Raw genomic sequence first — 13,897 nt, 5'->3', positions numbered from 1 at the left:
TTTTATACGAAAATGGAGGTTTTCAATAATTTTGGCGCAAAAAAGTACTCTCCCTAAAATGAATAAATTCATTTTAAAAAATTTGGCTATTAAAATATTTATGCGGGTTTGATTTCTTGAATATCTACTTCATAGCCCATATGTTGAAGTTTTTTTATAAAGTAATCTTTTTTCCTTTCTTTTTTTGGAAGGTAGTCCCAACCTAATTCTTCATATGAAGTTTTTGTTTTTAACATCTGGTAAATAATTTTTAATATTAAATGTGCTAGTGCCATATTTGCTTTTCTTGGTCCACGTGTTTTTACTAAACGATAATAAAAGGAAGCTAACCTACTGTCCCTCTTTTTCATTGCAGCCCAACTTACTTGGCATAGGACTGCTTTTAAACCTTTATTTCCTTTGTTCGATTTGGAACCTTTTTTTTTACCGGCACTTTCATTATTACCAGGGCTAAGTCCACTCCATGATGATAGGTGTCTATCAGTTGGAAAGTTAGACATATCAATACCTATTTCCGCTAAGATGGTCGCTGCTGCATCTTTTTTAATACCCGGAATGGTTATTAATAAGTTAATCTCTTCCTGATAGGGGGTTACTAATTGAGCAATCTTACTTTCTAATTCTTCGACTTGTTTCTCAATGTAAAGGAGGTGGTCATAATGCATTGTAATCAGTTCTCGATGATGAAGGCGAACTCGACCGTTTAAAGCTTCCACGATTTGGGGCACTTTTTTCTTGAGTGTTGTTTTTACCATTCCCATTACTTGGTCGGATTCTATTACTTCTCCATTGAGAATCGCTTTTAATAAAGCACGTCCAGATACACCGAATAGATCTGTGATGTAGGTACTCAATTTGATATTGGCATCTTGTAATATTTTATGGATTCTATTTTTTTCGGATGTTGTATGACCTAAAAGCTTTCGACGATATCGTGTTAAATCTCGTAAGTCTCTTATTTCTATAGGTGGAACGAAACTAGATTCAACGAGTCCTGCACGTAACAGTTTTGCGATCCAATAAGCATCGGATACATCAGTTTTTCTACCAGGTACATTCTTGATTCGTTGTGCATTGGCAAGCACAAGTGTAAAACTCCCCTCTAGAATGTTCCAAACTGGTTTCCAATAGACTCCAGTACTTTCCATTGCAACATCTGTTACCTTAAGTTCTGCAAGCCAGTCCTGTAGATTTAATAATTCTTTTGTTGTCGTTCCAAATGTTTTTGTCTTTCTTTTGGGTTTGTAGTCTAAATGACCATATAATACACACGCAACAACTGTCTCTTGATGAACATCAAGTCCTGCAACTCGTTCCAAAATAGCATCCATAATTAACCCATCCTTGTTTATATGCTAGGTCATGTATTCTCGAGCGAGTATTTTTATACACGTGCTCTATGGCAACAATCAGCGATACTCATGAATACAATAGATCGGTTTTCAAGTCGGGGTTTATGTCCACCAAAAAAGAAACGACCTTAGACCTGCGTTACTATGATTAACAGGATAATTCATCATTAACCCTCTAAACCCATTTTCATCCATTGCGGTGTCTGGTTGGACATGTGGGTTTTCAAGGAAGCGTTCTGTGTGACCGAGGGAGGCTAAGCTGCCGCCCCCGGAAAGGGAGTATTTTTCCGTAGCGTTGGATTAACCACTCATCTTAAATAGAATGAAAGCAAGTTACTCCGGACTTTATACCAACGGCGAAATAACAAGCAAAGCAAACTATGAAAAAATACTTTTTAAAAAGACGAGGATAAACAAATATCCCCGTCCAATTGTAACATCTAGTAAAGTCTTGTTACCCCTTATATTCTTTTAATGATAAACATGAACATACGGCTCATCATCTCCAGATTTTCTGGTGATTAAGCTTTCTTGTTCCCCGCTAGATGTAATATTTATTTCTAAATCGTAATGTGTTTGGAAGCCTTCCATCACAAGTCCGTATACATATTGGGTAAATCCTATAATTTCTGCTTTACCGTTAAATGAAATTGGTATTTCAATCGTCAATTTTTGTAATTGTTCGTCAATATAAAAACCTTTTCCTATTACACTAACATAGTTAGGGAAGTATTCACTTACATCAGATTCAAAGTCATCTAAATTGGCCCAAGTATCAGGATACTTGTTTTTCCCGTTACTAGAGGGAAATAATACATACTCTTCGTTTACTGTCTGCCATTCACCGATAGATGAACTATCTCCCGATACACTTGTTCTAGCAACAAAACGACCTGGAACGAGCGAATCCTGTGCCTCTTCACGGTATAAAGCTATCATAATTGGTACATTTTGATCAGCTAGTTCTTCGATTTGACGCGTACGGGTCAATACTTCTTGAGCAATCTTTTTTCCTTCCACTAACATCTCACTCATACTTATATCTTCGTAATAATACGGTCCACCTATTTCCGTTTGATAACGATATACTGACTTAAGTGCAATCCCGATTGAGATTCCACCTAATTGAACAACATCATCATCGGTTTTTGTTAGATAATCTTGTTCTAATATATGTGATAAGTATTTAGGGTTATCTTCTTCAATTTTCTTCAATTCTTCCGTATCTAGACCCTCAGTATCAGGAACCTCAGGGTTAAGCCCTTGTTCAGACTCGCCTTCTTCATACCTTCCCAACCAACTATAAAGGACATCTTCAGTAATGTATTGGCCCTCTTGGAAAAAATAGTTATCTGGGTCATAATAGCTTATCGAATGCCTTCGAAGACCCTCTTCCATTTCATCTATATCTAAACGGTTAGCAACCTGATTTACTATTACACCTCGTGATTGGCTCAATTTATAATCTAGCAATACTCGATAATTCTCATCTGCTATTTTATATTTTGGAATAATCGCTGTTTCTTGTCCTGTTTCATCTTGCGTTTCTTCTACTACCTCATCTGGTTGATTGAACGAGGGTGCACAGCTAGTCATAATTAGAAGCATACACAGTAGTAACAAGCTTTTTATTTTCATCGTATTCCTCCCCTACTTCTCCAAGGCCTCTTTTAGCTGCTGTTCATTCCATACTTCTATTCCAAGTTTTTCTGCTTTTTCTAATTTTGACCCAGCGTCTTCACCAGCAATAACAAGGTCAGTTTTTTTACTAACACTACCGGTCACCTTGCCACCTAACGCTTCCATCTTTTCTTTTGCTTCATCCCTTGAAAAAATTTCGAGTTTTCCTGTCAAAACGATCGTTTTATCCTTGAATAGAGAATTTTCTGGTTGCTCTGATTTTTTTGGGCCTTTATAGTCCATGTTTATTCCTAATGATTTTAACTCAACAATTAGTTCTTTAACCTGGATTTCAGCAAAATAGCGAACGAGTGAGTCTGCCATCTTTTCACCAATTTCATTGACCGCAACAAAATCTTCAAAGGTGGCATCAAGTAAATTATCAATTGTTTCAAAATGCACCGCTAGCGTTTTAGCTGCTTTTGCACCTACAAACCGAATGCCTAAACCAAATAATAGCTTCTCTAACGAGTTTTGTTTAGAAGCCTCAATAGCTTGTAACAAATTCTCAACAGATTTTTCTCCCATACGCTCTAATTGTAACAGTTCTTCTTTATTTAATTTATAGAGATCAGAAATTGTATGAGTTAATTTCTCATCAAATAACTGTTCAATTACTTTTTCGCCCAACCCATCGATATTCATCGCGTTTCTCGACACAAAATGAATTAATCCTTCCTTGAGTTGAGCAGGACAACTCGGATTAATACAGCGCAGTGCCACTTCTTCTTCTAAACGAACTAACTCACTACCACACGCTGGACATTTTTTTGGCATAGCAAACACTTGCTCATCACCTTTTCGCTGATCGATGATAACACGCACAACTTCAGGAATAATGTCTCCTGCTTTTTTTATGATGACGGTATCGTTTATCCGGATATCCTTCTCACGTATTAGGTCTTCATTATGCAACGATGCACGTTGAACTGTCGTACCAGCTACTTTAACTGGCTCTAATAGCGCTGTTGGCGTTACAACACCAGTTCGCCCAACACTAAGTTCAATATCATATAACCTTGTTGTCACTTCTTCAGCAGGGAATTTATATGCAATAGCCCATCGTGGACTTTTAGCTGTGAATCCTAATGTATCTTGATAGTCTAAACGATCGACTTTCACTACAATCCCGTCAATATCATAACTTAAATCGGTTCTTTTTTCGATCCAGCTATTCACATAGTCAATAACATAATCAATACTAGCGCATTTACGCCATTCCGGATTCGTTTTAAATCCTAACGTTTGAAGGTAGTCAAGACGTTCACTATGTGCTGTTAACGTTCCTGCTTCCCATTGCCCGACTGCATATAAAAAGATATCTAAATTTCGTTTAGCTGCGATTTTGGGATCTAGTTGACGAAGTGAACCCGCAGCGGCATTTCGGGGGTTAGCAAAAGGTTCTTCCCCGTTGATTTCTTTTTTCTCATTCAAAGATAGGAATGATTTTTGCGGCATAAAGGCCTCGCCACGAACTTCTATCGTATCATTTAGTTCCACTCGTAAAGGGATACTTCGAATTGTTTTTAAATTACTTGTTATATCTTCACCGATTTCTCCATCTCCACGCGTTGCACCTTGAACAAATACTCCATTTTGGTAACGTAAGGAAACAGCTAAACCGTCTATTTTAAGTTCACAAACATATGAAACAGTTTCCACATCAAGTCCGTCACGAACTCTTCGGTCAAATGCACGTAAATCATCTTCATTAAACGCATTGCCTAGGCTCAACATGGGAACGTTATGTTGTACTTTTTCAAACGCTTCTAACGGCTTTCCACCAACTCGTTGTGAAGGGGAATCAGCTGTTAGTAACGATGGGAATGCCGTCTCTAATTCGCCTAATTGTTTCATTTTATTGTCATATTCATAATCGGAAACTGTCGGATTATCCAGAACATGATATTCATAATTGTACTTATCTAATTGTTTCTTTAATATTTCTATTTCTTTTTCAGCTTGAGCTTGATCCATAGCAAAACACACCTCAATTTATTCTTTTGTGATTGGTGCAAATTTAGCCAATAGTCTTTTGATACCAGTCGGTGCCGGAAAAGCGATATCTAATTCCAGACCCTCACCTTGACCATTTACTTTGACAACTGTCCCTTGCCCCCACTTTTTATGGTTAGCCTTGTCACCTGGTTGCCATCCAATCGATTCCCCACCCGTTGTGGATTTTGTTTGGATTTTTTTTGCGGCTCTCTTTGGTGCTGCAAAAGGATTTGGTTGTTGCTGGATAGGCGAACCGGACATAGAACCGGACGTTGTTTGATTTACTTCTTCCAATCCTTCAATCAGTTCTTTAGGAATTTCACGAATAAACCGACTAGCAGGATTCATATTTGTTCTTCCATAAAGCATACGCAATTTTGCATGTGTTAAGTGTAATACCTTCTCCGCTCTAGTAATCCCTACGTATGCAAGTCTCCGCTCCTCCTGCATTTCTTCTTCATCCATTATCGATCGACTATGAGGAAAGACGTTTTCTTCCATTCCAATTAAAAACACAACCGGGAACTCTAATCCTTTCGCAGAGTGAAGTGTCATCAGTGTCACTTTGTTGTCTGCAAATGGGTCATCATCAACACGATCAATATCAGCGATTAACGCCAAGTCTGTTAAAAATGCTAGGAGTGTCTTATCCTCACTACTTTCCTCAAAATGCTTCGTAACTGTTTTGAATTCCTCTAAGTTTTCTAAACGACTTTGAGATTCAATGCTACGTTCGTTTATCAACATCTGTTCATAGCCTGTCCGTTTAAGAACTTCATCAACCATATCTGTCGCAGTTAAAAACTCTTGTTGCGCTGTCCAATTTTTAATTAAGTTTCCAAACTCAGCTAATGATTTTGTAGCTTTTGCACTTACACCTATAAAATCAACCTCTTGGACCGCAGTATATAAAGAAATATCATGATCAGCAGCATAAGCTTGTAATTTATCTAACGACGTCTTTCCTACTCCACGTTTTGGTTCGTTAACAACACGTGCAAAACTTAAATCATCATCAGGGTTAGCGATTAAACGCAAATACCCTAGCATATCTTTAATTTCTTTACGATCATAGAACTTAGTCCCACCAATAATCTGGTATGGAATATTTGCTTTCACAAATGTTTCCTCAATCGAACGAGATTGTGCATTTGTCCGATATAGTACAGCTACATCTTTATAATTAAATGTATTGGATGTGATAAAGTCTTCTAATTTATTAGCGACATATAAGCCTTCCTCTTGCTCTGTTGCCGCTTGATAGTAATGAAGTTTCGCACCTTCTGTATTATCTGTCCATAATTTTTTCGGTTTACGACCAGTATTATTATCAATTACTTTATTGGCTGCATCTAGAATTGATTTTGTGGATCGGTAGTTTTGCTCTAGTAAAACTACACTTGCGTTTGGATAATCTTTTTCAAAATCAAGGATATTCTGGATATCTGCACCTCTCCAGCGATAAATCGATTGATCAGAGTCACCTACAACACACAGATTTTTAAAACGCGCCGCTAACTGTTTAACCAAGTAATATTGGGCGTGGTTTGTATCTTGATACTCATCGACATGGATATACTGAAAGCGTCTTTGATAATATTCTAAAACCTCTGGAACTCGGTCGAACAGTTGAATAGTTTGCATAATTAAATCGTCAAAATCTAACGATTGATTTTTACGTAATGTTTTTTGATACGCTTCGAATACTTGGGCAACTTGTTGATCGTAGAAATTACCAACTTGTTTGCTATATTCTTCTGGTGTAATCAATTCATTTTTTGCCGAACTTATCGCTCCAAGCATTGCTCTTGGCTCAAACTTTTTCGGATCAATATTTTTTTGTTTTAATATATTTTTAATTACAGTCAGTTGATCTCCACTATCCAAAATGGAGAAATTTCTATTGATTCCTATTCTGTCAATATCTCTTCTAAGAATGCGCACACACATCGAGTGGAACGTAGAAACCCATATACTAGCGCCCTCGGGACCTACAAGATTATACACTCTATCTTTCATTTCTCTTGCTGCTTTATTTGTAAAGGTAATGGCTAAAACACTTCGCGGAGATACTTCTTTCTCTCCTAATAAGTATGCAATACGGTGTGTTAGTACCCTTGTTTTACCACTTCCAGCACCAGCCATAATCAGCAATGGTCCTTCTGTATGTTTTACCGCTTCTCTTTGTCGATTATTTAAACCTTTCAGTAAGTCATCCATAGTTTGACTCACAAAGACACCACCTTTAATTATTTCCTTTAACCGCTTCAACGGTTTTTATTGCATTTTCAAAATCATCATATATGCTATTGCCAACTACGATTACATCCGCATGATTGGCCATCTCTTTTGCTTGTTCTACTGACTGGATTCCGCCACCATAAAATAATAGTGTATTAGAAAGGTTTGATTTCACTTCTTTAACGAGGTTTGCATCGCCGTAGACACCACTATATTCTAGATAGAATATAGGGGACTTGAGCATATGTTCAGCCATTCGCGCATAGGCAATGACATCTTCATCGTCTGGCATGTAACAATCTGTGAATTGATAGGCTTTAGCCTCGGGATTCATAATACAATACGCTTCAACAAATAACTCTTGCCAATCTATGATATCACCAAATAGCTTGACCGCCTCGTGTTGAACGTCAGTTATCCACTTTTTGTCCTTACTGTTCAAAACCATCGGTATATAGTAAAAATCGAATCCTGGAGTGATTGCATCCATGGTCGAAACTTCTAACGCACAAGGTACTGTATAACGCCGAACACGACTTAGTAATTCCAAAACGTCGTCTAAAGTAACATCATCGGTACCTCCGACAATAACTGCATCTGTCCCAGATTCACAAATCTTTTCCAATTTCTCATCTGATATTTCTTTATTCGGATCTAATTTAAATACATGTTTCCATTCAGCCATGTTATACACGTGCAAATCCTCCAATACTAAATCCATTGATTCATTATATCAAAAATTAGCCACTATTTAGAAAGAAATCATAAGTTCTTTTCGTCATCTTTTGGAAATTTAATTTCTTAAAAGCTAAAAAGCACCTTGCTCACCATAGGGCAATTAAGAAGAACATCTATGTGTCGCTCTTACCACAAAGATGTTCTTCTTAGACCTCATGTAACTGGACGTGGCACACGCTGATAGTCAATTATCCATAGGACACTAAACCTATAATTTCCTCGTGTATGCTAGAACAAAAACTAGCCCATAAAGGACTAGTTAGGACTAAACTTATTTATCGGCTGGAAAAACAACACCAATTTGCTTACGTGCCTCTTCTAAAATCGATGCAGTTACCAATGAATTTTCAAAAGAATTAATGGTACACTCCGCCTTATTATTAACAATCAAATCAATAAATGCCTTCGCTTCATAATACATTGTATTACTCTTCTGTTCCTGTGTAATATTTTCGGTTGTGCCATCTTTATATTTAATTTCCACGTGAGTGGGTGCACTAATGTTATCCAAAACAATTGATCCTTGTTCTCCTTGAATTTCGGAGGCTATATAAGAATTCGAGATTTTCGAGTACATAACAGCACCACTCAATTCCTCATAATCAAAGATAACACTCCCTTGCCCATCCACTCCTGAGTCTAGCATATACGCATTAGCCTTAAGATCCTTTGGCTTTCCGAACAACGCGACCATCGGATAGATACAGTAAATTCCAATATCCATTAACGACCCATTTGAAAATTTCGGATCAAATGCATTTAATACAGTACCTTCTTTATAAGCATCGTAGCGTGAGGAATACTGACAATAACTAGCAAAATAGCGTCTTACTGGTCCTATCTTATGTAGATTATCTTTTACTGCTTTAAAGTTTGGTAGATGGGTTGTCTTAAGTGCCTCCATCAACAATACGTTGTTTTTTTGTGCTGCCTTCACCATCGCTTTGACTTCTTTTGTGTTTGATGCCATGGCCTTTTCTACCATGACATGTTTGCCATTATTCATACACTTTATAGCTTGCTCAGCGTGTAAGGCATTTGGACTTGCAATATAAACAGCATCAATTTGATCTGTCTGAAAAAAAGCATCCAAATCTATAAATGTAGCTTGAGCACCCATCTTCACTGCAAATTGTTTTGCTTTTTCTTCTGTTCGAGAATAAACTGCCTGTAATGAAAATCCCTCTACTTCAGATGCTGCTTGAATAAAACTTTCCGTTATCCAATTTGTCCCAATTACTCCAAAACGAATCATATACATTTTCCTTTCAATTACTTCATTTTTTAAAAACCGTATTGTGAAATACGTAGAACAAAAGCGCAGGGCGCCTTGCTCACCCTAGGGCAATTAAGACAAGCATCTATGTGGTGCTCTTTACCACAAAGATGTTTGTCTCGGGTAGGCGCTGTAGCTGGACGTGGCACATGTAATAGTCAGTTATCCACAGGACACTAAATCTATAATTTCCTGGTGCTAAAACAATAGACGTCGGTTTATTAAGAATATCACCGACGTCTTTATAGATTAATTTAATCAATTTCATAATACCAATTTTGTGTCACCTATTATCGCAGATGACTGAATAAGGTAATTATGAAATTGACTCAATTACTTGTCATTTTGTTCTTTTTCCTGGTCATCCATACGATCTAACACCATTTGGTAACCATCATTCCCATAATTAAGACACCTTTTCACACGTGAAATAGTAGTAGTTGATGCACTAGATTCCTGAACTATTGCGTGATAGGTATGACCCTCGCGTAACATTTTCGCTACTTGTAGTCGTTGTGCGAATGATTGAATTTCGCTCATTGTTGCTATGTCATCAAAAAAACGATAATATTCTTCTCTATCTTTTAGCGTAAGCATAGCATCAAATAATTGATCTAACTGTTCACCACGCAACTTATCTATTTGCATTTACGAAAACACCTCTCTTATTACTGGTCGTATTATTTGATAGATACACCATCTAAACCAGGATCTTCAGGAATGACATTCACCCATGTTTTCCCTTGTACAAAAGGAACTACCTCACCATCTTGGAACGGAACGATGTGGCCGTCAACATTTTTCCATTCTAGCTCCTGTACTTTTCCCTTTTGCAATAAGTATGCATCCCCACCAGACTGAAGATCAACTTCTCTTCGTCCTTGATCGTCGACAACCTCATGATACGTTTCTAGAATAAAGACATTATCTAGTTCAACTGGTGTTTCGGTTGTTAAATCTTCAAGATCTAAATCTACGGTCTGATCTTCTCCATTATAACGAAGATATACTTCATTTTCACTATCATACGTATAGCTGACCGGATTTGATGAGTTATAAGAAAAACTTACCTCTTGAGCCTGATCGCCTGAAATTGAATTAACTTCATCTTCAGTTAAAAACGACAGTGCTTCATAATCACCTGTTGTATCATAACCTTTTTCTTCAGCCACTTCGTATATTCCATCAAACAACGCGTATGAATTATGAGGTGCAACACGGAAACTTTCACGCTTAAATAAATGACCATCGTTATCATAATACATCCCATTCATATAATCAGCTGCACCAGCTTTTAACATATTTTCAATAAATGTTGCGGCGCCATGATGGACATAAAGCGCTCCGTAGTCATCAGCTAAATTAAAGTAATATGGTCGGGCAGATCTAACGGGACCAACCACATCTGGTTGTTCACTATGAAACATTGCTAAGAGGCGAGTAATACTACCTTCTGCTAATATTTCGAAAACCATATCTGCTTTTGATAAGCCTGTTTGTGGTCTCGCTTCAGGTGCGTTATTAACCATAACAGAAACGATTCGATTATCCACGTCGTCGTTTGTTGGAACACCGGTTAAAGGATATACATTTTCAAATTCTGGTTCAGCAGGTTCAACAGGTTCTTCCACTTCTGTTTGTTGATTTTCGTCTGGTTCTTCTTCTGTTACCTGTTCATCCTGTGAACATGCTGCAACTACTGTTAAAAATAGTAGGATGAATAATAAAAAATATTGTTTTTTTCTCACTATCGACACAACCTTCTACCAAATTAATTATTCCTGTTTTAGATTATACCAAAAATCAGCGCATGATAGCAGGAAATAGTACCTCTTTCTTCTTAACATCTACAATTCCTTGTGGCGTAATTCGTATAAAAGGTAAGTGGAGAGATGATAAAAATAATAAATTGTATGGTGGAGCATCGTACTTATAGCCAAATGCCTTTAATGTCTCTTTAAGTTGCTTATCTTTCTCAATTAGCGTTTCTAGTTCACCATCGTACATCATACCAGAAAGAGTTAAGGGTAGTTCATAAATGATTTCACCTTCATTTACAAGAACGATACCTCCACCAATCTCTTTCATACGTTTAAAAGCGATAGCTAAATCCTGTTTACTCTTACCAATAAATACAAAATCACCCGTAGTAGAATAAGAGCTTACCAGTCCTCCTAATGTTTTTGTAAATCCTTTAATAATCGTATTCACTCGCCATTCCCCATTACGATCAATCAGCATTAAGAAAGATTCCTCACCATCTCCTTCAATGCAGTCGACATTAGCATCAATTGAAACTGGGTACGGCTTAATTATCACGTCATTAACCATTTCCATCCCGATAGGCATCGAAAATTGTAAATCATTTATTTCTAACTCCCAATTAATTTTCAAGCGGTGTATTCCATACTTAAACCAATTGACTTCACCCATATTATCAACAGAAACGCCTTCTTTTCTTAACCATTTACCCTTTGCTATTACTGAAGTAGGCTTTGGGTTATCTTTTGCATCTAATATATTTAAATGGGCGACGCGTCCCGGCGCAATTGCTCCAAGTCGCTCGTGCATATTAAAATGCTTCGCAGCGTTATAGCTTGCCATCATATATGCTTCAATGACTGGTACCCCTTGTTCAATAGCAATTTTGATACACTGGTTAATCATTCCGTTTTCATAAAATGCAGGAGTAGATCCATCTGTTGTTAGTGTTAACATGTCATAATTAGTAACACCTAATTCTTGTAACTCGGAAAGAATCTTTGCTAAATCTGGTCGAATAGAAGAATGCCTCATACTAACTTGATAACCAAGCCGCATACGGTCATACACTTCCTTACCAGTCATCGCCTCATGGTCTGCGCTTACCCCTAATAACTTCATTTTCACAAGGGTCTTTTCAGAAGCTCCGGGAAAATGACCTTCGATTGGTTTACCGATACGTCTAGCCTCTTGCATCCAATATAGAATGCGATCATCGTCTTCTAAAACTTGTGGCCAAGAAGTTAATTCTCCTCCTTGAACAACCGCTTCATGATTAAGCCAAGCCAATACGTTTCCATTATTAAAATACTCTTGTTCTTCCTTGAGCAAAGTTTGCGAGTCAAACCTAGCCCACCAATACACGGATACAGGAAGTTTCATAAAATCTTCCATCACTGCAAACGCTTTCTTTTGCGTCGTTAAATAAAGCCACAGTAAATTATCATTCATCAAAGTAGTAGTTCCTGTTTGTGATGCATACTTGGCTAATTGGTGGGGATTATATAATTGAAATGGGTGAGCATGTGGCTCAATGTATCCTGGTACTATATATTGGTTTTCACAGTTTATGATTTCGGTGTTCATTATATTTTCGGGTAGACGATCACCAACATAAACAATTCGATCTTGATATATCCATATATGTGCTTTTATCCATTGCTTTAGAAACACATTCAAATAAGTCGTATTTTTGAGCAAAAGAGTCGGAGCGAACTTACCATCAATGACAGCAACATGTTCTCTCAACTCACGGTTTCTCCATCGATATAGATGCTCATTCATTGTAATTCTCCTCAACTTGTTTTTTTCTATCATAACACATCTCAACACAAACGGCACCAACGTTTTGAAAGGACGGTGAAATTTTTGATTAGACAGAATATCGGTACTTTAAATGCACTTATACGTATCACTTGTGGACTAACATTCTTATCTTACGCAAGTGTGCGAATGACCCGCAAGCCATGGGAAAAAAATTCTATGTTGTTAACTAGCATGGCAGCACTGAAAGTGGCTGAAGGTATTGTCAGATATTGCCCAGTAACAGATGTTATTAATCGCACCATGACCAATGAAAATAGCAATCAGGATAATGAAACGATTAGTCCTATCAACCCTTCCTGAATAATTAAAGACGTACATTCGATTGTACGTCTTATTAGTTTTTTCTCGTTTAACTATATCTTATGCTCACTTATTTCTACGTAACATAAATAACATCACATAAGAGATAAATATGATAGAGATTACCCACGCCCATGCTAACTTCATTTGATTTGATTCAAACGCTACATATATTGCAGTTGGAATAGTTTGTGTTTTACCTGGAATGTTTCCGGCAAACATAATTGTCGCCCCAAATTCACCTAAAGCTCTGGCAAAACTTAAAACAATACCCGAGATAATCGCTCTATAACAAAGTGGAATGGAAATATAACGAAATACAGTCCATTCACTTGCTCCATCAACCCGAGCCGCGTCTTCTATGTCTTTAGGAATAGATTCAAAGCCTGTTTTTACTGATTGATACATTAGCGGAAACGATACAACAATAGACGCTAAGATTGCAGCACCTACTGTGAACATGATTGATTGCTGGAAAAGACTATAGAACAAACGCCCAACCGGACCATTATTCCCAAAAGCAATGACTAATAAAAAACCAATCACTGTTGGTGGTAAAACGATTGGGAGAATTAACAACGTTTCGATGGTTGTTTTACCTTTAAATTGTTTTCTAGACATCAACCAGCCTATTACTAAACCGGTAACAACAACAACAAGTAATGCACATGCCGCGACAAATAAAGATAGCTGGATTGGATGCCAAAAAGATGAGGTTAACATA

11 protein-coding genes are annotated in these 13,897 nt (G+C 37.3%); 1 reads left to right on the top strand and 10 read right to left on the bottom strand.

All coding sequences use genetic code 11. From position 1 onward, the window contains the following. Positions 1-98: 98 nt before the first annotated feature. The 9 genes from QQS35_RS16515 to QQS35_RS16475 all read right to left on the bottom strand — a co-directional run bounded on the left by QQS35_RS16515 (position 99) and on the right by QQS35_RS16475 (position 12,831). The gene (locus tag QQS35_RS16515; protein WP_285932552.1) at positions 99-1,331 is read right to left on the bottom strand and encodes an IS110 family RNA-guided transposase; all 1,233 of its coding nucleotides are present in this window, start codon (positions 1,329-1,331) and stop codon (positions 99-101) included. Between the two features lie 492 nt (positions 1,332-1,823). Then, positions 1,824-2,990, bottom strand: a complete 1,167-nt coding sequence (locus QQS35_RS16510; RefSeq protein WP_285933326.1) for a CamS family sex pheromone protein — start codon at positions 2,988-2,990, stop codon at positions 1,824-1,826. 12 nt (positions 2,991-3,002) lie between these two features. Continuing rightward, positions 3,003-5,009 (bottom strand): NAD-dependent DNA ligase LigA, encoded by a 2,007-nt coding sequence (gene ligA, locus QQS35_RS16505; RefSeq protein WP_285933325.1) that lies wholly within the window; start codon positions 5,007-5,009, stop codon positions 3,003-3,005. A gap of 18 nt (positions 5,010-5,027) precedes the next feature. Next, positions 5,028-7,250: a DNA helicase PcrA gene (gene pcrA / locus QQS35_RS16500; RefSeq protein WP_407933977.1), complete on the bottom strand. Its 2,223-nt coding sequence runs from the start codon at positions 7,248-7,250 to the stop codon at positions 5,028-5,030. Positions 7,251-7,275: 25 nt separating this feature from the next. Beyond that, positions 7,276-7,956, bottom strand: coding sequence for a heptaprenylglyceryl phosphate synthase (gene pcrB, locus QQS35_RS16495; protein WP_407933976.1), 681 nt, complete (start codon positions 7,954-7,956; stop codon positions 7,276-7,278). 324 nt (positions 7,957-8,280) lie between these two features. Further along, a complete protein-coding gene (locus tag QQS35_RS16490) occupies positions 8,281-9,264 on the bottom strand; it encodes a Gfo/Idh/MocA family protein (RefSeq protein ID WP_285933322.1) in 984 nt (327 codons plus the stop codon). Positions 9,265-9,618: 354 nt separating this feature from the next. Further along, positions 9,619-9,933, bottom strand: a complete 315-nt coding sequence (locus QQS35_RS16485; RefSeq protein WP_285933321.1) for a YerC/YecD family TrpR-related protein — start codon at positions 9,931-9,933, stop codon at positions 9,619-9,621. Positions 9,934-9,965: 32 nt separating this feature from the next. After that, positions 9,966-11,033: a DUF3048 domain-containing protein gene (locus QQS35_RS16480; RefSeq protein WP_285933320.1), complete on the bottom strand. Its 1,068-nt coding sequence runs from the start codon at positions 11,031-11,033 to the stop codon at positions 9,966-9,968. A gap of 55 nt (positions 11,034-11,088) precedes the next feature. Continuing rightward, positions 11,089-12,831, bottom strand: coding sequence for an adenine deaminase C-terminal domain-containing protein (locus tag QQS35_RS16475; RefSeq protein WP_285933319.1), 1,743 nt, complete (start codon positions 12,829-12,831; stop codon positions 11,089-11,091). A gap of 84 nt (positions 12,832-12,915) precedes the next feature. On the opposite strand from QQS35_RS16475, the gene QQS35_RS16470 reads away from it, so the two are divergent. Further along, on the top strand, positions 12,916-13,173 hold the full coding sequence (locus QQS35_RS16470) for a YgaP family membrane protein (protein ID WP_285933318.1): 258 nt from the start codon (positions 12,916-12,918) through the stop codon (positions 13,171-13,173). A gap of 66 nt (positions 13,174-13,239) precedes the next feature. On the opposite strand, the gene modB is transcribed toward QQS35_RS16470, so the two are convergent. After that, on the bottom strand, positions 13,240-13,896 hold the full coding sequence (gene modB, locus QQS35_RS16465; RefSeq protein ID WP_285933317.1) for a molybdate ABC transporter permease subunit: 657 nt from the start codon (positions 13,894-13,896) through the stop codon (positions 13,240-13,242). Between the last annotated feature and the right edge of the window lies 1 nt (position 13,897).

The organism is Aquibacillus rhizosphaerae, assembly GCF_030282825.1.
Lineage (GTDB): Bacteria > Bacillota > Bacilli > Bacillales > Amphibacillaceae > Aquibacillus_C > Aquibacillus_C rhizosphaerae.
This window is presented reverse-complemented; position numbering and strand designations above follow the sequence as displayed.